General features: G+C 71.1%; 17 protein-coding genes. 11 read left to right on the top strand and 6 right to left on the bottom strand.

The genetic code is table 11. The features are described from left to right. Nucleotides 1–24: 24 nt before the first annotated feature. The 3 genes from WME73_RS28025 to WME73_RS28015 form a co-directional block, all read right to left on the bottom strand. On the bottom strand, nucleotides 25–4,959 hold the full coding sequence (locus WME73_RS28025) for a translocation/assembly module TamB domain-containing protein (protein ID WP_437911518.1): 4,935 nt from the start codon (nucleotides 4,957–4,959) through the stop codon (nucleotides 25–27). 5 nt (nucleotides 4,960–4,964) lie between these two features. Then, nucleotides 4,965–5,279, bottom strand: coding sequence for a hypothetical protein (locus WME73_RS28020; RefSeq protein ID WP_437739453.1), 315 nt, complete (start codon nucleotides 5,277–5,279; stop codon nucleotides 4,965–4,967). Nucleotides 5,280–5,345: 66 nt separating this feature from the next. Continuing rightward, entirely contained in the window at nucleotides 5,346–5,510 is a 165-nt protein-coding gene (locus WME73_RS28015) for a DUF1328 family protein (protein WP_012237660.1), read from the bottom strand. Between the two features lie 433 nt (nucleotides 5,511–5,943). Here WME73_RS28015 and WME73_RS28010 point away from each other — a divergent pair, with 433 nt between their 5' ends. Next, nucleotides 5,944–7,251, top strand: coding sequence for a DUF362 domain-containing protein (locus WME73_RS28010; protein ID WP_437911517.1), 1,308 nt, complete (start codon nucleotides 5,944–5,946; stop codon nucleotides 7,249–7,251). Nucleotides 7,252–7,298: 47 nt separating this feature from the next. Here WME73_RS28010 and WME73_RS28005 read toward each other — a convergent pair whose 3' ends face one another. Together WME73_RS28005 and WME73_RS28000 are read right to left on the bottom strand one after the other, a co-directional pair. Then, the gene (locus WME73_RS28005; protein ID WP_437911516.1) at nucleotides 7,299–7,883 is read right to left on the bottom strand and encodes a Uma2 family endonuclease; all 585 of its coding nucleotides are present in this window, start codon (nucleotides 7,881–7,883) and stop codon (nucleotides 7,299–7,301) included. Nucleotides 7,884–7,989: 106 nt separating this feature from the next. Beyond that, entirely contained in the window at nucleotides 7,990–10,041 is a 2,052-nt protein-coding gene (locus WME73_RS28000) for a B12-binding domain-containing radical SAM protein (protein ID WP_437911515.1), read from the bottom strand. A 127-nt stretch (nucleotides 10,042–10,168) separates the two neighbouring features. Between WME73_RS28000 and WME73_RS27995 the strand changes: the two genes are divergently transcribed. The 9 genes from WME73_RS27995 to WME73_RS27955 all read left to right on the top strand — a co-directional run bounded on the left by WME73_RS27995 (nucleotide 10,169) and on the right by WME73_RS27955 (nucleotide 19,967). Next, nucleotides 10,169–11,800 (top strand): DUF2169 domain-containing protein, encoded by a 1,632-nt coding sequence (locus WME73_RS27995; protein WP_437911514.1) that lies wholly within the window; start codon nucleotides 10,169–10,171, stop codon nucleotides 11,798–11,800. A 202-nt stretch (nucleotides 11,801–12,002) separates the two neighbouring features. Further along, nucleotides 12,003–14,141 (top strand): type VI secretion system Vgr family protein, encoded by a 2,139-nt coding sequence (locus tag WME73_RS27990; protein ID WP_437911513.1) that lies wholly within the window; start codon nucleotides 12,003–12,005, stop codon nucleotides 14,139–14,141. 216 nt (nucleotides 14,142–14,357) lie between these two features. Continuing rightward, on the top strand, nucleotides 14,358–14,840 hold the full coding sequence (locus WME73_RS27985) for a DUF6484 domain-containing protein (RefSeq protein ID WP_437873897.1): 483 nt from the start codon (nucleotides 14,358–14,360) through the stop codon (nucleotides 14,838–14,840). Next, nucleotides 14,837–16,090 (top strand): TIGR02270 family protein, encoded by a 1,254-nt coding sequence (locus tag WME73_RS27980; RefSeq protein WP_437911512.1) that lies wholly within the window; start codon nucleotides 14,837–14,839, stop codon nucleotides 16,088–16,090. Before WME73_RS27985 ends, WME73_RS27980 begins: the two co-directional genes overlap by 4 nt. Nucleotides 16,091–16,167: 77 nt before the next feature. Then, a complete protein-coding gene (locus WME73_RS27975; protein ID WP_437323031.1) occupies nucleotides 16,168–16,641 on the top strand; it encodes a DUF4150 domain-containing protein in 474 nt (157 codons plus the stop codon). Nucleotides 16,642–16,678: 37 nt separating this feature from the next. Further along, nucleotides 16,679–17,446 carry an AHH domain-containing protein gene (locus WME73_RS27970; protein ID WP_437739445.1) on the top strand — a complete coding sequence of 256 codons (768 nt, stop codon included), beginning with the start codon at nucleotides 16,679–16,681 and terminating at the stop codon, nucleotides 17,444–17,446. Between the two features lie 31 nt (nucleotides 17,447–17,477). Further along, nucleotides 17,478–18,062: an imm11 family protein gene (locus tag WME73_RS27965; RefSeq protein WP_437739444.1), complete on the top strand. Its 585-nt coding sequence runs from the start codon at nucleotides 17,478–17,480 to the stop codon at nucleotides 18,060–18,062. A 40-nt stretch (nucleotides 18,063–18,102) separates the two neighbouring features. After that, nucleotides 18,103–19,194 carry a hypothetical protein gene (locus WME73_RS27960; protein ID WP_437739443.1) on the top strand — a complete coding sequence of 364 codons (1,092 nt, stop codon included), beginning with the start codon at nucleotides 18,103–18,105 and terminating at the stop codon, nucleotides 19,192–19,194. Between the two features lie 8 nt (nucleotides 19,195–19,202). Continuing rightward, complete coding sequence (locus tag WME73_RS27955; RefSeq protein ID WP_437739442.1) at nucleotides 19,203–19,967, top strand: Imm49 family immunity protein; 765 nt, start codon at nucleotides 19,203–19,205, stop codon at nucleotides 19,965–19,967. A gap of 59 nt (nucleotides 19,968–20,026) precedes the next feature. On the opposite strand, the gene WME73_RS27950 is transcribed toward WME73_RS27955, so the two are convergent. Next, nucleotides 20,027–21,118 (bottom strand): DUF2169 family type VI secretion system accessory protein, encoded by a 1,092-nt coding sequence (locus WME73_RS27950; protein ID WP_437739441.1) that lies wholly within the window; start codon nucleotides 21,116–21,118, stop codon nucleotides 20,027–20,029. 237 nt (nucleotides 21,119–21,355) lie between these two features. On the opposite strand from WME73_RS27950, the gene WME73_RS27945 reads away from it, so the two are divergent. Next, nucleotides 21,356–22,387, top strand: a complete 1,032-nt coding sequence (locus tag WME73_RS27945; protein ID WP_437739440.1) for a synaptic vesicle VAT-1 family membrane protein — start codon at nucleotides 21,356–21,358, stop codon at nucleotides 22,385–22,387. Nucleotides 22,388–22,423 lie beyond the last annotated feature (36 nt).

Raw genomic sequence — 22,423 nt, 5'->3', positions numbered from 1 at the left:
GGCGCGCCCGCAGCGCGACGGCGCTCAGTAGCGGTGCTTCCAGAGCAGGTCGAGGCTCGTCGCCGGGTTCGCGCCGGTGGCCATCGCCGCCCGCACGGACCAGTCCCGGCGGAAGCGCCACTCGAGGCTCACCTCGGTGCGCGCCTGCGCGCCGGTGTTGCCGCCCCCGGACCCTGGCCCCTGTCCTTGCCCCGTCGGCCCCGCCTCGTAGCTCGCGCTCGCGGTCACCTGCTGCCCGAGCTGGTAGCCCACGGTCGTCTTCAGCGCGCCTTCTTCGGTCGTGCCCAGCTTCGTCTCGAAGTTCCGGAGCGGACCGATGCTCTGGAGGATCATGTTGAGCTGCGCGGACGCGAGCCCCGTCCCCACGCTGGCCGCGACCCCGCCGGCGGCGCTGCCGCCGCCCGACGCGGGCTGCTCGGACGTGCCGCCCGCCAGCGTCCCTTCCGCGAACTCCCTGCCGAGCAGGAGCTCGGCGATCACCTCGTTCTCCGGGCGCGGCGGCTCCGAACGGAAGGTGATCTTGTCCTCGGTGATCGGGTTGAGCTGCCCCACATAGTCGATGAAGATGCGCGTCCCCTCCGGCGTGTCGTGGAACGCCCTCACGTTCAGGAACGGATTCGACGCATCCCCCTGCAGGGCAACCACGCCAGGCTCGATCTCGAACTCCTTGCCGAGCACCTCGAGATTGCCCGACAGGATGTTCACGTTGCCCCGGATCTCGGTCTCCCCAGCGACCTTGATGCGGAGCGGGTGCGCCCGATCCCCCGACAGCGAGGCCCGCAACATGTCGCCCTCGACGCCGATCCTGCCCAGGTGGACCTCCATGGCGATCGGCGTGCCGCCCGCGCTCTCCTTCGCCTGCTCCGGCGGCTCGGCCGGCGCTCGCCGCGCCTCGTACTCCTCCTGGCTGAGCGGCGCCGACGTCGTGATGTCCGCGTTCTCGCCGAGCGGCTGCACGCTCCGCCCGATCGTGGGCGGCAGCGTCAGATCGAGCGAGGGCACGTCGACGCGGACGGCGATCTCCTCGGCCCGCTTCTCCGCCGCGAGCGCCACCCGGCCGCGCACCTCGCCCATCGGGACGCCCTCCAGCGAGATCGGGAGGGCTCGGCCTCTCGGGATCGAGAGCTCGGCGCGGGCGTTCCGGAACGCGAACCCTTCCATCTGAAGGGTCGCCTTCCCGCGGACCTGGCCGTTGCCTGCGTCGGCGCGGAGGTCGTCGACGCGGAGCTCGCCGGAGGGGCTCGCGGCGACGCGGAACGAGGCGTTCTCGAACGGCTGGCCGATCGCGGCCACCTGGACGACGCCGCCCTCGAGGCGCATCTCGCCGGAGAAGCCCGCCTGCGCGCCGAGCCCGAGCCGCACCTCGCCGTCGAGCGTGCCGTCGAGCCGGTTCACCGAGCCCTGCACGAACGGCTCCAGCGCCGCCAGGCGGAAGCGGTCGACCGCGAGCGACACCGAGGCGTTCCGATCGTCGGTGAGCGCCGGGATCGCGTTCGCCTGCCACGCCATGGGCGCCTGGGCCTTGGCCTCGAGCCGGCCGCCGTCGCGCCCCTCGAGCCGCACGCTGGCCACGGCCGCGGTGCGCCCCGCGCCGCCCGGCGGCGCGATGTCGAGCGACGCCTCGGCGGTCTCGTACCGCGCGTCGGGGCCGAGCGTGAGGCCCGGGAACTGAAGGTGCGCCCTGACCTCGGGCGCGGCCTCGAACAGCCCGCGCACGGAGATCTCGCCGCGCGCCTCGCCGCCGATCTGCATGTCGGCGAGGACGGGCACCTCCGCGAGCGGCAGATCCGCGATCTTCGCCTCGAGGCTGCCGTTGCTGAAGCGCCGAGCGGAAGGGGCCCCGCCGAGGAGGGCGGCGGCGTCCGCGCCCAGCCTCGCCTTCGCCGTCATGTACGTGATCGGTCCGCGGAACGCGTACGCGTCGAGCGCGGCGTCGCGCCCGTCATAGACGAGCAGCGTGTCGACCCGGAGCTTGCCGAAGAGCGAGGGGCCGGCCGTGCCGCCCACGTTCGCCGCCGTCGCGCGGGCCACGAGCCGGGGCTCGGCGAGCTTCCCCGCGAAGTACACGTCGAGCCCCGCGGAGCCGGAGAGCACCGGCGTCCGCTTCCCGAGGGCGGCCAGCTCGGTGAGATCGTTGAGCCGGCGGCGCGGCACGCGGAGGTGCGCGGCGATCGACGTCCGCGGGAGCGCCGCGGCCGGATCGGCGAGGAGCGCCGGCAAATCGGCGTCGAGCGCGGCCGAGAGCTCCGCCACGAGCTGGCGATCGAACACCGACAGCGTGACGTGGGCGTCGCCGGTCTTCGCGTCGAGATCCCCCGCGATCCGCGCGTCGAGCTTCCTCGACACCCACGCCGGCGCGCCCGTCTGCGCGTCGATCGGCCCGGCCGCGCGCAGGCCCTCCGTGCGGACAAGGAGGCTCCGCACCGACGGGAGCCGCTCTCCCGCCTCGCGCGCCACCGCGAGGCGCGCGGTGAGCCGGCCCGAGAGCTCGCTCAGGGCGAGCTGGACCGGCGACGCCTGCGCCAGGCACCCGAGCTGCCACGCGTCGGCGTCCATGCGGGCCGAGCCGGTGACCGTCTGCCAGGTGCGCGCCGAGAGGAGCGGCCCGCGCAGCCTCGCCGCGCTCCCGTCGACCAGCACGCGCGCGATGGCGCCGTGGCACACCGGCGCGGGTGGCGCCTTCTGCTGCGACGCCGTGTCGAAGGCCGTGGTCAGCGTCTGGTCGGGCGTCGCGCCCCGGCGCTGGGCCTCCTGCGCCTGCACAGGCGGCGGCTCGGGCGGCGCGAGCAGCCGGACCAGGCCGTCCGCCTTCAGCGCCTCCCCGTCGAGGCGCGCCGTCACGTTCATCGAGAGCCGCGGCGCCACGCCCGGGGCCGAGCCGTCCTCGAGCTCGATCTGGACGCGCCCCGCGCGGCGCGCCCCCCGGCCGTGCACCGACACGTCGAGGTTGGCGAGGCCTCCTATCCCGAGCGGCGCGCCGGTGATGTCGGCGATGCGCGCGAGGTCGATCGCGGTGCCGCGGAGGTCTCCCTCGATCTCGTCCCCGGCGAGCGAGAGGCTCCCCTCGATCTCCCCCACGCCGTCGCCGCGCAGCGCGAGCCCGCGGAGGGCGATCCCGCGGTCCCACGCGACGCGGGCGGCCTGCGCGGTCACCTCGTCCTCCCCGCGCGCCACCTCGACGCGGAGCTGCCGCGCCTCGCTCCGCGGCAGATCGAGGTGGGCAGAGGCCGTGATCCGGCGCTCCGCGCTGGCCAGCGACACGCGGACGCGCGGCGCCGTGACGGGCCCCGCGGCGCTCGCCGCCACGCTGCGGAACGCGTACTGCTGGGCGCGGAGGTCGGCTCCGCGGAACACGCCGTCGATCGTGAGCTTGTCGAGCGGCCCCCTGGCCTTGGCCCGGACCTCGCCGCGCCCGAGCTTCAGATCGGACCCGACGCGGAGCCCGGCGACGCGCACGGTCGCCTCGGCGTCGAGCGCCTCGTCCCTGAGCGTTCCCTCGACGTGGAGCGCGGCGCTGCCGTGGATGCCGCGCGGGACGCGCTGCACCGCGCCGAGCGACGGGATCTCGCTCTGCGCCTCGAACCTGAGCACCCCGTCTTTCGAGCGGGCGACGCTGGCCTCGATGGGCGCGCCGGGCTCGTGGATCGTCGCCGCGGCCCGCAGCGCGCCGCGCTCGAGCGTCGCGCGCGCCTCCGTCGCCGGCACGCGCTGTCCCGCGACGACGAACGGCTCCGTCCTGGCCTCGGCGACGATGCGCGGCCCGCCCTCCTCGTCGAGGTGGATCTCCCCTCGGGCCTCCGCGCTCACCCGCGCGGCGGGCGCCGCCCCGACGAAGGCGCGCGGGTCGAGCTCCGAGATCCGCACCTCGGCGGTGATGCGCTTCGGATCGAGCGCGTCGAGCCGGGCGCTGGCGGTGACCTCGCCGGTCACGGCGTCGCTCGCGACGAGCGGATCGAGGACCGCGACGCGCGCCGTGACGGTCAGGTCCGAGAGCGCTCCGTCGGCAGTCACCAGCACCGAGAGCGGCCGGGCGAGCGGCGCGCTCGGATCGATCGCGAGGGCCGCCTCGGGCGTCACGCGCGCGGACGAGACCCGCGCCGTGAGGCGCTCGTCCTTCAGGGTCCCCTCGGCCGTGAGCGGGATCGCGCCGACGCTCCCTTCGAGCTTCGCGGTGAGCTCCATCGGCGCGTCCGCGGGCACGCTGACGCTCCCGGAGATGCTGGTCGCCTCGACCGGGACCGGCAGCAGGCGCCGCTCCGTGATGCGCACGCGCTCGAGCGCGTACCGGCTCCGGTCCGCGACGACGACGCCGCCGGCGAGGCCCTCGATCGTGGCGTCGATGGGGCTCCCTGGCGCGACGGTGCCGTGGACCGCCGCGCGATCGAGCACGACGCGCGACAGCTCGAGGCGGAGCGGCCGCGCAGGCTCGGCGGGCGGCTCCTCCGGCGGCTCCGATGGCGTCGGCGTGAACGCCTCGGCCAGGGTGAGCGCGCCTTGCTCGTCCTGCTCGAGCAGCACGTCCGCGTCCGCGACCCGGACGAGCGGGATCGTGACGGCGAGGTCGCCGTCGCCGAGGAGGAGCTCCGTCGCGATCGACAGCGCGTTGAAGTCCGCGTGGACGCCGCTGACGCGCAGGAGCTCGGTTCCGTTCGGGTGGCTCACCGTCACCCTGGAGATGTCGGCGGTGAAGAGGCCGAGGCGGTCGACATGCTCGATCTCGATCCGTCCCTCGAGGGTGGACCGCAGGGTGTCGTTGACGAGCTGCCTTGTCAGGTTGCGGGTCGACCCGGCGTTCAGGTGGATGACGGCGCCGACCGCCGCCGCAGCGACGAAGACACCGCCCAGGCCGATCACGCTGGCCGACACCGCGGCCGCGCGGGCCAGCGCCCGGCGAAAGCGGCCTTGCCGGCGCGGGACGCCGGTGCCGGGCGCGGGAGGGAGGGCGGGAGTCTCTGGCATATCGCCTAGGGGCCGCTCCCGGCGCGCGGGAAATCGTGGCCGGGGACCTCGTGAGGCGGCGGCGCCGGGATCTCCTGCGTGTGCGCGGGCGCAGGCACCTCGGGCTGGTGCCTCGTCCCCGGATCTCCTCCGGGCTGTGCCGTCCCCGGGAGCTGGATCTCGCGGTCCGGCGACGTGCGACCGGGCGAGCCGGGGGTCGCTGGCGGCGCTGGCGGCGCTGGCGTTTCGCCGGGGGGGCTCGCCGCCGGCTGCGGCGCGCCGGGCTTCCAGGGTTCACCGTTCGGCGCGCTGTTCAACGTGCTGTTCAACGTGCTGTTCAACGTATCGTTCCTCTCACCGTTCCGCGGTTGCGACGCGTTCTTCATGGCCTCCACCCTGTCTCCGGATCATGCCGGCATGCGGCGCCCGAGCGCGAGCGAAATCACGGCGAGCACCAGGAACGCGACGAACAGGATCTTCGCGATCGACGCGGCGCTGGCGGCGATCCCGCCGAAGCCGAAGATTGCGGCGATGATCGCGATGATGAAGAAGGTGACAGTCCAGCCGAGCATGATGTCCTCCAAGGGGGGGTTCAGGGGTCGATCCGTTGTTTCGTGGAGACGACCTCAACGTGGTTCCTGATGGCGGCTGTTCGCCGCGGTTCCTTGCTGTTCCCTGCTGCTCCCTGACTGTTGCAGTCCCCGTGCCGGCCGGCGGCAGAGGCTGTCGGCCGGCGTGTTCTCGGCGGCGCGAGGCGGCTAGCGCCGAGATCGGCCCAACCGCTTCCGTCCGGGCACGCGTGCGGCGCTTCACGTCTGGGGCAAGATGCCTCGATCGTGACATGGTGGACCTGCGCGTAGGCGGAGCGCGGAACAGGGGCATCGGGCGAGCGCGCGCCCCTGCGCCGCGCTGCTCCGTGTCGACGGCGCCTGCACGGAGGCTCCACGCGGACGCCCTGCAACTTCCCGGAACGGGCGACTCTGGACGGGCTATAAGGACCCGGCCATGCCGAAATCGAAGGTCGCTGTGATCCGCACGTCGCCTGCGACGGTGCTCTCGGACTACCACCGGCTGATGAACCTGGCCGGTTATCAGGATGTGGTCGCCAAGGACGCCGACACGGCGCTCAAGGTGAACATCTCCTGGCACTTCTTCTACCCGAGCTCATCCACGACGCCCTGGCAGCTCGAGGGGGTCATCCGGGCGATGACGCAGGACGGGTACTCGAAGGACCTGATCCACGCCTGCCACAACCGCACGGTCGTCATCGACGCCCACCTCGGCGAGCGCGAGAATAAGCAGATCGACGTCGTGCAGGCGCACGGCCTGCGCAACGTCCACCTCTACGAAGGGGAGGAGTGGATCCCGATCGGGGATGCGGTCGGCGATCTGCAGAAGAAGTTCCTCTGTCTGAACGCGGTGTACCCGAAGGGGTTCTCGATCCCGAAGCGCTTCATCGGGGAGAACATCATCCACCTGCCGACGGTGAAGACCCACATCTTCACGACGACGACGGGCGCCATGAAGAACGCGTTCGGCGGCCTCCTGAACGAGCACCGGCACTGGACGCACCCGGTGATCCACGAGACGCTCGTGGATCTCCTGATGATCCAGAAGAAGATCCACCGCGGGGTCTTCGCGGTGATGGACGGGACGTTCGCGGGTGACGGCCCGGGGCCGCGCTGCATGGTGCCGCACGTGAAGAACGTGCTGCTCGCGTCCTCGGACCAGGTGGCGATCGACGCCGTGGCGGCGAAGCTGATGGGGTTCGACCCGCTGCGCGATCTCAAGTTCGTGCGGCTGGCGCACGACCTCGGCCTCGGGACGGGCGACGTGCGCGACATCGAGCTCGTGGGCGACGTGGACGCGGCGAACGAGCGGTGGAACTTCGATGGACCGTTCAAGGAGATGACGTTCGCCTCGCGCAACCAGCACCGCATCTACTGGGGTCCCCTGAAGAAGCCGATCGAGTGGTCGCTCAAGACGTGGCTCGCCCCCTGGGCCTACGTGGCGTCGGTCACGTATCACGACATGTTCTGGTACCCGCGCTACGCGAAGGAGAAGATGGCCCCCGTGCTGGAGAGCCCGTGGGGGCGCCTCTTCGCGAACTGGGGCAAGGTGCAGCCCGACGCGGAGGGGCGGGGCTACCCGGAGGTCGGCGAGGCGAGCCACGAGCTCGTCCGGAGCGGGGTGAAGCACTTCCTGGAGGGCATGCGCCTCGTGGGGATGGCGGTCGCGGAGTCGCCGGAGATCATGGTCCGCAAGCGGGCGCGCGCGCAGGCGGCCGGCGGGGGCGGGGCGGCGGCGGTGTAGTCCCGGAGCGGCGGCTCCGCGTCGGGCCGAGAGCCTGGCGGAGCCGCTCAACCGCCCGTGGGCCGAGCGAAGACCTTGAGGTAGAGCTCGTCCACTGCCAGGTCGCAGCCGATCGACGCGATCTGGAGCCGCTCGCCCGCCCCGAGCACGCGGAGCAGCCAGGTGCCGTCCGGCTGGCGGCGGAAGTGCTCGATCTCCACCTGCTTCTGGGACAGCCTGACGTAATCGGCAATCGATGGAATGCCTCGATACAAGGCGAATTTGCCGCCGCGGTCGTAGCTCTCCGAGGAGTCGGAGAGCACCTCGAAGACGGCTGTGGGGTTGAGCAGGGTGTCGCGGTGTTCGTCCTCGAACAGGGGCTGGCCGCAGACGACCGAGGCGTCTGGGTAGACGTAGCGGCCCGTCGTCACGTTCTTGATCCGCAGGTCGGACGCGTGCGCCTCGCAGGGACGCGCTCTCAGCGAACTGCGGAGCTCACCCACCACGTTGGCGGCGATGAGGCTGTGCTCGCGCGTGCCGCCCGACATCGCGAACACCTCGCCGTCAGCGTACTCGTGCTTCACCTCGGAGGAGCGCTCGAGCGCGAGGTACTCCTCCGGCGACAGCTTCGTCTGGGGCGCCTTCTGGGCCATGCCGAATTCTACCATGCTCGCCCGAGCGCAGGCGGCCGGCGGGGGGACGGGGCGGCGGCGGGATAGCGCGGGGTGGGTGGCCCCAGGAGCGCCCCCTGGCCGAGGCTCAGCGTGCCGAGCTGGTCGCGTGCGACGGCCGTCGCCCTGACGTCACGGCCGGCGCGGCGCCCGCGACGAACCTGACCCGCACCGGTCTCGGCCGGAGCGGCGGCAACGACCGCGCGAGCCGCTCGTAGGCGTCGCGCCCAACGCGCCGCTCCTCGTGGACGAGCGTCGCCCAGATCTCCGCCTCGCGCGCCTCCGCGTGCTCGGCGGCGCGCGGATCGAAGCGCAGCCCGCGCTCGATGGTGCTGGCTCCGGGGATGCTGTCGTCGGGGCGGCGCGCCGCGCGATCGCGGAAGACGCCGGGGCCGAAGCGGTCGTACTGGAGGATCGTGTGTGCGGTCGACACGGCGCCGGCCCACGGATAGCTGCGCAACGTCCAGCCGCGCGACAGGTCGGAGAGCCGCGCGTCGACGTCGGAGCGCTCGGCGTCGGTCTTCCACGGCTCCCGCGGGACGAAGAACAGGCCGAGCCCGAGCTCGTCGCCCTCGAGCGCGAACACCTCGTCGATCCCGAAGCGGTCCGGGGTCTGCGCGACGAGCGAGCCGTGCGTCAGCCCGAACTCGCCGACGATGTAGACCGCGAGCGCCTCCCGCCGCGCGCGCAGGAAGTCGAGCGTCTCGACGGCCTCGGCGTGCGTCTCGGTGGGGAAGTCCGTGAAGCACATCGCCTCGGCGGCCACGCCCGCGGACGCGAGGTGGTCGATGACGTCGGAGACGACCTCCACGGGCGCGCCCTTGTCGATGAGGCCGAGGACGCGCGGCGACCCGGACTCGACGCCGAGCGCGCACGCGACGGCGCCCGCGCGGCGCAGCACGTCCGCGCGCTCCCTGGTCAGGTACTTCTCCGGCTTGAGGTCGGTGGCCCATCGCACGTCGAGGCCGGCGTCGAGGATCGCCTGCGCCATCTTCACGAGCGTCTTCGGTGCGACCGAGTCCTGCGACAGGTAGAAGTGGCGCGTGCCGTGCCGCGCGCCGAGGGCCGCGAGGTGCGCCACGATGGTCTCGACGGCGCGCTCGCGGTACGCCGCCGTGCCGACCTCCGCGAGCCCGTAATGGCAGAAGGTGCATTTCCCCCAGTAGCAGCCCCGCGTCGGGTCGTACGGGAGCACGAGCGCCGGCGCGAGGTACGCCTCCAGGGGGAGCCCATCGAAGTCGGGCGCGGGGAGCGCCTTCAGGTCCTCCATGCCGTGGCCGGACGTCCAGCGCGCGCCCATCAGGCGATCGCGCGCGACGACGTTCGGCACGTCCCGGAGCGGCCGGCCCTCGTCGAGCGCGCGCGCGAGCGCGAGGAGGGTGTGCTCGCCCTCGAACAGGCACGCCGAGTCGAACGGGCCGAGCGCGCGCGCGAGCCGCTCGCCCGACAGCCGGAGGAGCAGCTGCGTGACGCCGGGGCCGCCGCACGTGACGTGCGCGCCGGGCAGCGCCTCCTTGATCTTGCGCGCGAACGCGTACGCGGGCTGGAGCTGGCCCGGGAAGCACACGGAGAGGCCCACGATGTCGGCGCGCGCGTCGCGGAGCCGGGGCACGAGCGTCTGCTGCACCCAGGCGTCGAAGGGGTCGTGCTCCGGCCGGCTCGACCGGGCGATCTCGTCCATCGACGTCAGGCCGAACGGCGTGTGGTACGCCGTGAAGTCGAGCTTGAGCGGGTGGTGCGTGGCGGACACGACGCCGAGCGCCGCGTCGAGCGTCGCGACCGCGCGGGCGTAGGCGTCCGGATCGTAGAAGGCGTCAGGGGAGCGGAGCGTGGCCTTGGCGAGGTCCACCGCCTCCGGGACGGCGTGCGCGTCGCCGCGCGCGCGGGCGAGGGCGAGGTACTCGAGCTGGTCTGTGTGCGCGAGCGAGGCGCGGCGGTCGAGCTCCCCGAGGCGCGCCTCGAGGCGGTCGCGGAGGTCGGCCATGCGCTGCGGCGTGAGGAGCGCGTCGAAGGCCTCGACGTTCGCGTCGACGGGCAGGACCTCCACGCCGTTCGCGCGGAGGAAGCCGGTCAGCATCGGCACCGCGAGGTACGGGGCCGTGGGATCGCAGGTCGGCGGGTAAACGAGCGCGATGCGCATTCAGGCGCCGCTCTAGCACAGGGCGGGAGGGGTGTCCGTCCCGTGCGGCCGGCCCGGCGGCGCGGCGCAGGGCTCGGGCGCACCCGACGGCGCAACTCCGAGCTTCCGACGTAGTATCGTCTCCGACATGACGCGCGCTTCGATGTCTGCGTCCAGCCAGCGAGTCGCTGTCACCCCGCTCGGCCCATCTGTCGCTGCGACGGTCTGCTTTCGCCTTCGCGGCCGGCTCCATGTCACCGTCGTCGTGAAGGCGACGTTCGCGCTCGTCCCCGAGGGGCGCATGTCGCTCGTTGCCCCGGACCCGATCGCGGTGGAGGAGCAGCCGGATCCTTCTGGCCAGCGGCTCCAGGCCGCGAGCGATCTCGCGCCGTACCTCGATCCGTGCGGCGTCGTGGTGACCGGCCATGCAGAGCTGCCGCCGGGCTTCTCGTCGCCTCACGCCATGGTCCGGCTGACGGTCGTGCAGGACGGCCAGGTCCGCATCGACAAGCAAGCTCAGCTCGACGGCTCCGCGCGCGTCGGGCCAGCCCGCTCCCACGTCCGTATCGACGGCCTGGGGCCGCTTCCCCGCACCTCGCCGCTGCGAAGCCGGCTGCTCGGCGCGGTCGACGCGCGTCGCGTCCACGGCTCGCTGCTCGACATCCCCGAAGGGCTCGACTGGAGCTACTTCCAGGCGGCGCCCATGGATCAGCGCATCCCGGCGCTGCGCGGCGACGAGTGGATCGTGCTTGGAGGCATGATCGCGCTGCGGCCGAAGCTCCGGACGCAGCTGCCCGAGGCGCGCGGCGTCGCGCGGCTGTACCGCCAGAAGCTTGCCTCGCCGCGCGCCGGGGAGCCGATCTCGCTCCGCGCCGACACGGTGCACGTCGACGTGGATCGGCGTCGCTGCTCGGTGGTGTGGCGCGGCCATACGCCCGTCGAGGAGGCGGAGATCGAGTCGCTGCGCGTGCTCGCGGGCGTGGAGCTCCCGGTGCAGCCGATCGCATGGGCCGATCCGTTCGCCGCCGGCAGCGCGTCCGCTGCGCGGGCCGCGCCCTCGGGATCGGCCTCGCAGCAAAACCCCAAGGCCAGCACGCTGGACGGCACCAACCAGCTCAGCCCCGAGGACGCGGCCAGGGTGGTTGCGGCGGCGGCGACGCCGTTCAGCGCAACGCGAGTGCCTTCGGAGCCCGCGCGCTCGGCGACGCCGGCGGCGTCGCAGCCGGCCGTCGCCCCGCGCGTTGATGCGGCCCCTCCCGCGCGGCCCGGCGGCGTCCGCGATCTGCTCGGGGAGACGGACGCGCTCGAGCCCGAGGACGCGGCCAGGGTGGTGGCCGCCGGGGCGATGCCGTTCAGCGCAGCGCGAGGGCCTTCGGAGCCTGCGCGCTCGGCGACGCCGGCGACGTCGCAGCCGGCCGTCGCCCCGCGCGCGGCAGCCGTCGCGCCGGCGCGGCCCGGCGGCGTCCGCGATCCGCTCGGGGAGACGACCTCGCTCGAGCCCGAGGACGCGGCCAGGGCGATCGCCTCCGCCGCGACGCCGTTCGACGCGCGCCGAGCTCCGGTCGCCGCGCCTGCCGGGCCTCCGCGCCAGGCAGCGTCATCCAGCGCGCCTCCAGCGCCCCCTTCGCTTCTCTCGCCAGCGCCTCTCGTCACCGCGCAGGTCCATGCGGCGCCGCCCATCGTGCATCCGCAGCGCCTCGGCGATGCGGGCGCTTTGCCGGAGGCGCTCGGCGCTCAGTTCCTTGCCGCGATGGCCGAGGCAGGGCTGCTTCACGGCTAGCACTCCCGGGGACTGCCGAGGCCGCGCCGCTCCGGCGCGCGCCCGTCGGCCGCGCCGACGCCGCGTTCGGCTGTCCCGACGCGCCTCACAGGCATCGAGCTCAGCCGTCCATTGCGGTCGAGCGGTCGCAGCATGTAGGATGACTCCGGTTGAATGCTGCCCGCGGTCTGTCCGCGCACGCGCTCTGAACAGGGGAGAGTCCATGCACTCGTTTCAGGTCGACGGACTGGAGCACGATCTCCGTGTGACGCGGTTCGAGGGGCGCGAGGGCATCTCCGAGCTCTTCCATTTCGATGTGCTCGTCGCTTGCGCGGACAGGGACATCGCGTTCGCGGACGTCGTGGGCAAGACGGCGCTTCTCACCTGGCAGATCGGCGAGCTGCCGCGGCACCTTCACGGTGTCGTCGCGAGCTTCGAGCAAGGTGAGGAGGGCAAGCGGGTCACGGCCTATCACGCCACGATCGTGCCCGATGTCTCCCGCCTCAAGCACCGCAGGAACAGCCGAATCTTCCAGGCGCTCTCCACCCCGGAGATCATCGAAAAGGTCCTGCGCGCGGCCGGGATCTCGAGCAAGGGTTATCGCTTCGTGCTGAGCGGCGCCTATCGCCCGCGGGAGTACTGCGTGCAGTACCGGGAGAGCGACTTCGCCTTCGTGTCGCGCCTGCTCGAGGAGGAGGGCATCTGTTATTACTTCGAGCACGACGAGGGCGGCCACGTGCTCGTGTTCTCTGACGGTGCGTCGGGGCACGGGCCGATCGCGGGGGAGAGCACCGTCGTGTTCCGGCCGCCGCTCGGCGCGCTCCACCAGAGCGAGCACGTCTCCCGCTTCCGTTATGCCGAGCGGGTGCGCTCCGGGAAGGTGACGCTGCGCGACTACAACTTCAAGAAGCCCAGCCTGTCGCTCGAGAGCAACGCCCAGGCCGAGGCGGACGACGATCTCGAGGTCTACGACTATCCTGGGGACTACGACGCGCCCGGCGCGGGATCGAGCATCGCCAAGATCCGGCTCGAGCAGCTCCAGACCTCACGCAAGACCGGCAGCGGCGAGAGTGTCTGCCCGCGCTTCGTTCCTGGCCAGACCTTCACGCTCGCGGAGCACGCGCGCGACGATTTCAACCGGGAGTATCTGCTGGTGTCCGTGCGCCATGAGGGCCACGAGCCCACGGTGGACGCTGTCCCCGAGGGCGACGCCGCGGCCTACCGGAACCAGTTCCAGGTCGTGCCGTCCGACGTCCCCTTCCGTCCGCAGTCGGTGACGCCTTGGCCGACGATCAAGGGGATCCAGACCGCGATCGTGGTCGGCCCTGCTGGCGAGGAGGTCTATACGGACGAGCACGGCCGCATCAAGGTCCAGTTCCACTGGGATCGCGAGGGCAAGAAGGACGCCCAGAGCTCGTGCTGGATCCGCGTGAGCCAGATCTGGGCGGGCTCTGCGTGGGGCGCGGTGTTCCTGCCGCGGATCGGCCACGAGGTGGTTGTCGACTTCCTGGAGGGCGATCCGGACCGGCCGCTCGTGGTGGGGAGCGTCTATCATGGCACCAACGTGCCGCCGTACGCGCTCCCTGCGGAGAAGACGAAGAGCACCCTCAAGTCGAACAGCTCGAAGGGCGGCGGGGGGTCCAACGAGCTCCGGTTCGAGGACAAGAAGGGCTCGGAGGAGATCTTCCTGCACGGTCAGAAGGACTGGAACATCGCGATCGAGCACGACAAGAAGCAGTGGATCGGGAACGACGAGGCGCTCGAGGTGGACCACGACCGGAGCAAGGTGGTGGGGAACGACCAGAGCGAGCAGATCGGCGGCAGCAAGAGCATCGACGTCGCGAAGAGCCACACGGAGAGCATCGGCGAGGACGAGACCCTCTCGGTCGGGGGCAACCGCTCGGTCAGCGTGGAGGGGGATCACACCGAGTCGGTCGCCGGGAGCCAGTCGATCGACGTGGGCAAGAGCCAGAGCGCGTCGATCGGCAAGAACAAGAGCGAGTCGGTGGCCGGTTCGAGCTCGGAGAGCGTCTCCAAGGGCAAGTCGACGAGCGTGGACGAGGGCTACACCGTGACGGTGGGCAAGGACATGACGGTGACGATCGGGAAGAGCGCAAAGGAGGAGGTGAAGGAGAAGAAGACGATGATCATCGGGGAGAAGCTCTCGATCCAGTGCGGGGACGCCACGATCACGGTCGAGAAGAACGGGAACGTGACGGTGCAGGGGAAGAAGATCACGGTGAAGGGCGAGGGGCCGATCCGGGTCGAGGGGAAGAAGCTCGACGTGAAGAGCGAGGGGGCGGTGAACGTCGAGGCGTCCGGGAACGTGAAGATCAAGGGGAGCAACGTGGGGGTGAACTGAGGCGGAGCGGGGGCTCGCGGGCGCTTCGGGGATGAGGGGGAGCGGAGGAGCTGGGTGATGAGAGACGACGGGCGGGCACCGGCGGCGGAGCCGAGCGGCGAGGCGATCCTGATCGAGGAGGGGGAAGGGGAGGCTGCTGCCGCCGGCGGGGAGCTGGCGGATGAGGGTGGGGGAGAAGCGGGAGCGATCGAGGGCGCGGAGGGTCTCCTCGAGCTGGTGGTCGCGGCGCACGAGGAGCGCGTCCGGGCCGAGGCGGAGAAGGCCGGGCCGATCGAGGGCGTCGTGGTGGGGCGGATCGTGGGGTTCGCGCAGAGCGGCGAGCCGCTCGTCGAGGCGGCTGTCCTGGGAGAGGGGGCGCGCGGGGGGATTCCTGCGCGGGCGATGACGGCGCTCGGGCCGGAGGACGAGGGGCGGGAGGTGGCGCTCCTGTTCGAGGGCGGGCGGCGCGACAGGCCGGTGGTGATGGGGCGGATGCACGTGGCGGGGGAGAGCGCGAGCGCGGCGGTGCGCGACGGGGCGACGGCGACCGCGGACGGTGAGCGGCTGGTGTTCACCGCGGAGAAGGAGATCGTGCTCCAGTGCGGGAAGGCCAGCATCACGCTGACGCGCGCTGGGAAGATCTTGATTCGTGGGGCTTATCTGCTGACCCGGTCCTCCGGCGTGAACCGGATCCAGGGCGGATCGGTGCAGATCAATTGATCTCGACGATCGAGGCCGAGATCTTCGAGCAGCACGCCCAGGAGGCGGCGTTCCTGTGGTCGTACCGGGACGCTGCGGTGGTGGATCCGCTCTACGATTTGCAGAGCCTCGGTGAGCTGGACGAGCGGCTGGAGGCGCATGTCGACGGCCTGCGGCTGGCGGGTGATGCGGGGTGGGAGATCTGCAAGGGCGCCATCGACGAGGAGGAGCCGGGGAGCTTGTTTGCGCCCATGGTGCTCGCGGTGGAGCGGCGGGATCTGAGGGGCATCGCCGGGGTGCTCGACGTGGGCGGGGGCGTGCCGGCGCTGTCGCGGGCGATCGTGTCGGCGCTGGGGTGGGTGAGCTTCGATAAAGTGCGGGGGATCCTGCCGGGGCTGCTCTCGCACCGGGTCGGGCCGGAGCTGCACCGCATCGGGATCGCGGGGTGCGCGGTTCACCGGCAGGACCCGGGGGCGCCCTTGGGGTACGCGGTGATGTCGAGCGATCTGCGCCTGAAGGCGCGGGCGCTGCGCGCCGTCGGGGAGCTCGGGCGGGGGGACCTGCTGGACGAGGTGCGCGGAGCGCTGGGCAACGAGGACGAGGCGTGCCGGTTCGCGGCGGCGTGGTCGGCGGCGTTGCTCGGCGATGCGGCGGCGCTGAGGGTGCTCGGAACCATCGCGGATCGTGGAGGGCCGTTCGCCGAGCGGGCTTGCGCGACGGCGATGCGGAAGATGGATCCGGGGATGGCGTCCAGCTGGCTGCGCGCGATCGCCGGGACGATGCGGGGGGCGCGCGTGGCGCTTGCGGGGGCGGCGGCGCTCGGGGATCCGGCGCTGATGCCGTGGATCATCGAGTGCATGGGGACGCCGGAGCTCGCGCGGGCGGCGGGCGGGGCGTTCACGATGATCACCGGGGTGGATCTCGAGGAGGCGAAGCTCCGGGGGGCGCGGCCGGCTGGGTTTCAGGGCGGGCCGAGCGATGATCCGGAGGACGAGGACGTGGCGATGGATCCGGACGAGAGCTTGCCTTGGCCGGACAGGGAGAAGATCGCGGCGTGGTGGGGGAGCCGGGGGAAGGAGCTCAAGCGGGGGACGCGACACCTGCTCGGCAGGCCGTTGGCAGTGGAGTGGCTCGGGGAGGTGCTGCAGAGGGGGAGCCAGCCGGCGAGGGGTGCGGCGGCGGTGGAGATAGTGATGCGGAGGGTGCGGCGCGAGGTGGTCGAGGTGCGGGGGCCGGTGTTGGGGCACGACAGGGGACCGGCGAGCTGCTGAACGCTGCCCAGGCGGCTGGCGAGCAAGGCCACATCGGCAACCGGGCAGGAATCGAATCTCGTGAGAGGGAGGTTTCGATGGGCGTGACAGTGGGAGTGAACTCGATGTCGGTGGTCCACAAGGACAGCGGTGGGGTTACCCCGAGCTTCCCCGACGTCTGCAAGACCCCGAGCCCGGGCGGGCCGATCCCCATCCCGTACCCCAACATCGCCGTCGCCAGCGACACCGCCAAGGGCACCAAGAAGGTGAAGTGCGACGGCAACCCCGTCTGCGTGGCGGACTCGAACTTCAGCACCAGCACCGGCGATGAGGCGGGGACCGCGGGTGGCGGGGTGGCGTCGAACAAGACGAAGGGGAAGGCGGAGTTCGTGAACTACTCCTTCGACGTGAAGTTCGAGGGGAAGGGCGTGGCGCGAGCCCTCGACATGATGCTTCATAACGACAAGAACACGCCGCCGTTCCCGCTGGTGCAGGGGCCCGTGGTGGTGATCCCGGCGCCAGGGCCCGCCGTGACCAAGCAGTGCGCCTGCTGCTCCGAGTCGCTCGGCTGAGCGGAGGGGCCACGGCGGAGCGGACGGAGATCGAACCATGTCCCAGAAGCAGCACACGGCGGATATCGAACACAAGCTCAATCACAAGCCCGTCTCGAGGGCGACCGAGGGCGGCCAGTGCTTGAACCGGCATGTCGGGAGGATGGAGGTCTCCTGCAGCCACAGCTGGCAGGGCTTCAAGAAGGCAGAGCTGACGAGCGGGCTCTACGATTGGCCGAAATACGAGGGCATGAAGAAGACGACCCTGGCCGTCCGCTGCGGGACGAGCGGATTCCGGTGGCGGGAGCGCAAGGCGCCTCGTCCGCACGAATGGGACGTCGGGGAGCTGGGGCGGCGTGGAAAGGTCAACCACAAGGACAGCGCGAACGTCCCCTATTATCATGAGGCGCATCACCTGATTCCGAACGGCGTCCTGAACGGCTGCATTCAAGACAAGTTCGACACCATCGACGCGGTCCTCTGGGCGGTGCGCGCGGGGCTGCTCGATGAGGGCTACAACATCAACCACAAGGACAACATGATCCTGCTCCCGCTCGACGCCGCGATCGCGCGCCAGCTCGAGCTGCCGCGTCACCGCGAGTTCAGCTCGTACAGCCACCGGACCTACAGCAAGCACGTCAAGGCGAAGGTCAATAAGATACTCAGCGCGAACCAGCAGAACATCGACAACTGCGAGCTGACGAAGTACTCGGATATGAAGGACCAGCTCGTGTCGCTGTCGGAGACGCTGTTCCGGCGCGTGGTCACGGCGGGCAAGGAGCAGGTCTCCAGCCTCGACGACATGGGCAAACAAAGGTTCAGATGAGGGCCGTGCGCGGGCCGAGGAGACAGACGCGATGAGCTTTCACTTGCTGTCTACGACGGGCGATCTAGCGGACGAGGATCTCGTCCTGATCGAGGACCCTCCCCGGGGCATGGGCATGAAGAGCTACTGCATGGCCCGTGGTGTCCGCGCGGCGCCGCATTACCCGGAGAACGCCAAGATCCATCTGAGAGAGGAGAACCCGGGCATCAAGCTCTCGTCGCTCCTTGGCAACACGGAGAGCTATCTCATCGTCTCATCGGCGATGAAGGACGTCATCGAGCAGCACTGCCAAGAGGTCGACATCGAGTACCTCACGTTCACTCTGTACGATCATCGCAAGCGGGTGTACTCGAGAGATTACTGGATCGTCAATCCGATCGGAGCGTTCGACTGCCTCGATGAGGGGGCCAGCGGGGTGAAGTACGGCAAGCAGGGGAGTGTCACCAAGATCGAGAAGCTCGTCCTTGACAGAGGCAAGATCCACGCCTTGCCGGCGTTGTTCCGTGTGGACAAGGAAGTGACCGAGTACATCGTGCGCGCCGACCTGGCGCAGGCCCTGAGGACGGGCAGCTTCACGAACGTGCTGCTCGAAGCGCTGGATGTTGTGGTCGGCTGAGCGCCGGTGAAGCGTTGCTCGTGGACGTCCTGGGAGAGCGATGGACCTGGTGATTACGGGCTACGGTGCACTTTCCTGTGTCGGTCAGAGCGCCGCGACGACCTGCGCATCGATACGTGCTGGGCTCTGCGTGCCACGGGAGATCCCCTGGTTCAGCGTGCTCGACGAGGAGCAGCAAGTGTCGGTCCCGCTCACCGGTTATCCGATCCGGGGCTACACCGAGGGGTTCGTCGAGCTCGGGAGGCTCATCCGGCTCGCTCAGGGGGCCGTGCACAGCCTGCGGGATGAATCGAGCCTCCCCGCGGCGGTCGACGCGCGAACCTGGGAGCGCACGGGGCTCGCGTTCATCGGGCCTCCCCTCAACGAAGAGCGCTTCGAAGACGCCGAGGGGGACGTCGAGGAGCTGAAGGCGTCGCTCTCGGCTCAGCTCGTCCGCGCGCTCGGGCTGCCGATACCCCAGCGTTCGGTGGCGCTCCTCGACATGGGTCCGGCTGGCGCGGCCGAAGCGATCAAGCTGGCTGCTCAGCGCATCACCCAGCGGGACCTCGATCGCGTCCTCCTCGTCGCGGCGGATTCATGCCTTGACACCATCACCTTGGAGTGGCTGCTGGATCGGGGGTGGCTGAAGTCGCCGCAGAACCCTGTCGGGCTCGTCCCCGGCGAAGCTGCGGCGTGCGTGATGCTCGAGTCACGCTCGGCCGCGCTGCGGCGGAGCGCGCCGATCGTGGCAGCGGTGCACGCGGCCGTCACCGACCGCGAGGAGGCCCACGTGCTCGCCGGCAAGAGCAGCGCCGGTGCAGGCCTCGCTCGCGTCATCCATCAGGCCGCCTTGCGCGGCTCCGCGCCTGCCAGCTTCGAGGGCGACGTCATCCTCGATCTCGACGGTGTGCCTTGGCGCGCCGCGGAGTGGGGCTACGCCCAGGCGCGGTGCGCCGATGTGCTCGGGCCGTACGTGAGGCTGGTGCTCCCCTGCGGTTCGCTCGGGCACGTCGGCGCGGCGAGCGGGGTGCTGGGGCTCTTGATCGCGGCGCGTTCCTTGGAGCGCCGCTACGCGTCGCGCGCGCGGTCGCTCGTGCTCTCCAGCTCCGGCTGGGGCCATGTTGGGGCAATGCTCGTTGGAGCGGTGAGGTAGAGGTCGCCATGGCATCGAAGTTCCTGCGGGCCTACATGGGGAATGCCCACCACGACTGTGAGCAGATGCTCCCCGCGGCGGTGGCCCACCGGCTGAGCTTCAAGCAGGCGCTCAGGTTCAGCCAGCAGTATCGCGTCATCGCGATCGGCGCGCTGTTCCTGTACATGGATGCCCCTGCATTTCAGATCTACATGTACAAGAGCGGCCGCTCGTTCGCGCACTACCTCCAGCGGGCGGGCGAGGCCGAACAGGTGCTGAGCCGATGCAAGCCGCTCTTCGACGCAATCGCGGCGCTCGATCTCGACGGGGCGCGGGAGATCGCTCTGCGCCTTCGGACCAGCCGGAGCGACGTGGAGTACGAGGAGGATTTTCTCTATTTTGCGTTTCTGAGGCTCTGGCTCCTGAGGCGGGCTCACGAGGAGGGAACAGGCCTGCTGGAGCGCTACGAGTCGGTCCTGGAGGGCGCCGATGATCCACGGCTCGATCTCTGCCGGGCGCTGCTGCGACGAGATGACGCGCTGTTTGACGAGGCGCTCCGGCGCTTCCTGGAGCAGGTCGAGGCCCGTTATCTGCGGCTCGCTCAGACCGAATCCATCGCGGACGAGGAGCTGGCGACGGAGGGCAGGCTGTCCGTGGAAGGGCTCGCGCTGGTGACTCTGGCGGAGAGCGCCGGTATGAAGACGTCGAGCGATTACCTTCTGGTCCCGTCCGCGGCGCGCGCGCGGAGCGCGCCCGCGGCGCCGCCCGACGCCTGGCAGGTCGTCGGAAGCTGAGCGGCTCCGCAAAAGCCAGTCTCCGTACTTGATCTCGTGGTTCCCTCCAGCGGGGATCCTCAGAGCGCCTTGCCTCCGCTGAGCTCTTTCACGACGGCGTTCGGGAGCGCGTGTCTCCGCACCGGGCCCAGTTCTTCCTCGAGCGCGATCGTGTGCACGTCGTGCGGCCCGTCCCGCAGCACGACGTGCCCTCGGTACAGCAGCTGCACCCGATCGGCGTCGGTGTCCACGATCACGGTGTCGAGCCGCAGCTCCACCGGGGCATCGCCCTGCTGCACGAGCCCTACGCGGCACCTCGGCGGGCGGAGTCCTGGCAGCCGAAACGAGAGCCTCCCGAACGGCGACGCGTTCTCCACAAGCACCGGCTCATCGCCCCGCAGGTATCCCGGCGCGACGAGCCCCCTCGACGCGGCGTTGAAGAAGCGCCGATCGAAGTCTCTCGGCAGGAGCGGCATCCGCTCCTTCGACCACGCCTCGTCGTACGTCCCGGCCAGCGCGGCCCGGGGTTGCCAGCCTGGCGAGACGAACCCCATGCCCGCCGGCGCGACCGTTTGACCATAATGCTGCAGCGGGTCGTCCGGATCCTCGATGTTTGGCAAGCGGAGGCCCTCTTCGATTGCCGCGTTCGGCGCGCGAAAGCCGATCCCCACCGGGTTCCTCGGCTCGTACGCGTGCTTGGCCGGATCAGGGGGGCTCCGGTCCCAGCCGCCGAAGGCGTGCTCGTAGGTGAGCGGGATGCGATCGAACGGCCGCGGTCTCGATGGGACGAGCCCTCCCGAGCTCCGCACCCACGTCCGATCGCCGAGGACGCGCACTGCCTTCCCGACCGGACCGACGCGGAACACCACCTGGAGCTCCGGGACGGCATGGCGCGGCGCTTGTGCATGGCCGATCAAGACCACGTCCGTGGCGGGCTTGAAGAAGGCGAACGCCGGCTCGATCTTGTAGCTCGACGTGGCGGCGTCGGCCCCCCACAGCTCGCCTGCGATGCTCAGCGGCGGCTGCCGCTCGGCGAGGTCGATGCCGCGCACGGGGTGCAGGTCGAAGGTCGCCTGCACCACGACGACGAGGAGTGGGCGGCCCTCCTCGTCGGTGAGGAAGACGGGCTCCAGGGCAAACGGCGTCGTGTTGTCGACCGCGGGATGCCCCATGCGTCGAGAGGATCTCCGATCCGCCAGACCGGCGCAACAGCTGCAGCGCGGCGCTCCCAATTCATCGGCTAACTCAGCGCACCGCCCCGAGCGCGCCGCTGCGGCTGCTGGCGAGGCCTTGAGCGCAGGAAGCCCGCCGCTTCGCAGCGCTTTCCCGTCCCGATCGGTGTACAACCGCCGTCGCCGTCTCCGCGGTGTCCGATCCGGGGTGAGGCCATTTCGGCAGAGCAGGTGCCCATGCGCAAGATCGTCGTCCACGAGCCCGGCAGCCACGACAAGCTCCGCGTCGAGGAGCACCCCGATCCGGCCCCCGCGCCCGGCGAGGTGCTCGTCGACGTGCGGGCGGCTGGCGTCAACTACGCCGACTGCGTCGTCCGCATGGGCCTTTACGAGTCGGCGAAGAAGTACGTCGGCTGGCCGATCACGCCCGGCTTCGAGTTTGCCGGCACGGTCGCCGCGCTCGGCGAGGGCGTCTCCGATCTTGCGCTCGGGGCGCCCGTCTTCGGCGTAACGCGCTTCGGCGGTTACGCCTCGCGCGTCGCGGTCCCGCGACACCAGGTCTTCCCGCTGCCGGCGCGGCTCACACCGGAGGAGGCGGCCGGCTTCCCGGCGGTGTTCATGACGGCGTACTACGCGCTCTTCGAGCTCGTGCGGCTGCGTCCAGACATGGCCCTTCTTGTGCACTCGGCCGCCGGCGGCGTGGGCAGCGCGCTCGTGCAGCTCGGCAAGATCGCCGGCTGTCGGGTGGTCGGCGTGGTGGGCGCGGCGCACAAGGTCGAGACGGCGAGGCGCCTCGGCGCGGACGCGGTGATCGACAAGAGCAGCGAGCCGCTCTGGGCGGCGGCGGAGCGGCTTGCGCCCGAGGGCTACGACGTGGTGCTCGACGCGAACGGGGTCGAGACGCTGCGGCAGAGCTACAGGCACGTGGCCTCGGCCGGCAAGCTCGTGGTGTACGGCTTCCATACGATGCTTCCGCGGCAGGGCGGCCGCCCGAGCTACCCGAAGCTCGCTGTCGACTTCCTCCGGATGCCGCGCTTCAACCCGCTCGATCTCTGCAACGACAACAAGAGCGTGCTGGCCTTCAACCTCTCGTATCTCTTCCACAGGACGGAGATCCTGCGCGAGGCCATGGAGCGGCTCCTCGGCTGGGTGGAGGAGGGGCGCCTCTCGGCGCCGCCGGTGAAGACGTTCCCGCTGGAGAGAGCGGGCGAGGCGCACCGGGCGATCGAGTCGGGCAGCACCGTGGGCAAGCTGGTGCTGACGCTGTAGGGCGGCGGCTGCCTGGGGCGGCAAGGGGCTGCCGCT

Source organism: Sorangium sp. So ce302 (genome assembly GCF_051530145.1).
Classification (GTDB): domain Bacteria; phylum Myxococcota_A; class Polyangia; order Polyangiales; family Polyangiaceae; genus Sorangium; species Sorangium cellulosum_B.
This window is presented reverse-complemented; position numbering and strand designations above follow the sequence as displayed.

What these genes read in the sequence shown, in the direction of transcription:
- WME73_RS28025 (WP_437911518.1), bottom strand. Translation starts at nt 4,959, where the DNA reads ATGCCAGAGACTCCCGCCCTCCCTCCCGCGCCCGGCACCGGCGTCCCG.
- WME73_RS28015 (WP_012237660.1), bottom strand. Translation starts at nt 5,510, where the DNA reads ATGCTCGGCTGGACTGTCACCTTCTTCATCATCGCGATCATCGCCGCA.
- WME73_RS28010 (WP_437911517.1), top strand. Translation starts at nt 5,944, where the DNA reads ATGCCGAAATCGAAGGTCGCTGTGATCCGCACGTCGCCTGCGACGGTG.
- WME73_RS28005 (WP_437911516.1), bottom strand. Translation starts at nt 7,883, where the DNA reads ATGGCCCAGAAGGCGCCCCAGACGAAGCTGTCGCCGGAGGAGTACCTC.
- WME73_RS28000 (WP_437911515.1), bottom strand. Translation starts at nt 10,041, where the DNA reads ATGCGCATCGCGCTCGTTTACCCGCCGACCTGCGATCCCACGGCCCCG.
- WME73_RS27995 (WP_437911514.1), top strand. Translation starts at nt 10,169, where the DNA reads ATGACGCGCGCTTCGATGTCTGCGTCCAGCCAGCGAGTCGCTGTCACC.
- WME73_RS27990 (WP_437911513.1), top strand. Translation starts at nt 12,003, where the DNA reads ATGCACTCGTTTCAGGTCGACGGACTGGAGCACGATCTCCGTGTGACG.
- WME73_RS27975 (WP_437323031.1), top strand. Translation starts at nt 16,168, where the DNA reads ATGGGCGTGACAGTGGGAGTGAACTCGATGTCGGTGGTCCACAAGGAC.
- WME73_RS27970 (WP_437739445.1), top strand. Translation starts at nt 16,679, where the DNA reads ATGTCCCAGAAGCAGCACACGGCGGATATCGAACACAAGCTCAATCAC.
- WME73_RS27965 (WP_437739444.1), top strand. Translation starts at nt 17,478, where the DNA reads ATGAGCTTTCACTTGCTGTCTACGACGGGCGATCTAGCGGACGAGGAT.
- WME73_RS27960 (WP_437739443.1), top strand. Translation starts at nt 18,103, where the DNA reads ATGGACCTGGTGATTACGGGCTACGGTGCACTTTCCTGTGTCGGTCAG.
- WME73_RS27955 (WP_437739442.1), top strand. Translation starts at nt 19,203, where the DNA reads ATGGCATCGAAGTTCCTGCGGGCCTACATGGGGAATGCCCACCACGAC.
- WME73_RS27950 (WP_437739441.1), bottom strand. Translation starts at nt 21,118, where the DNA reads ATGGGGCATCCCGCGGTCGACAACACGACGCCGTTTGCCCTGGAGCCC.
- WME73_RS27945 (WP_437739440.1), top strand. Translation starts at nt 21,356, where the DNA reads ATGCGCAAGATCGTCGTCCACGAGCCCGGCAGCCACGACAAGCTCCGC.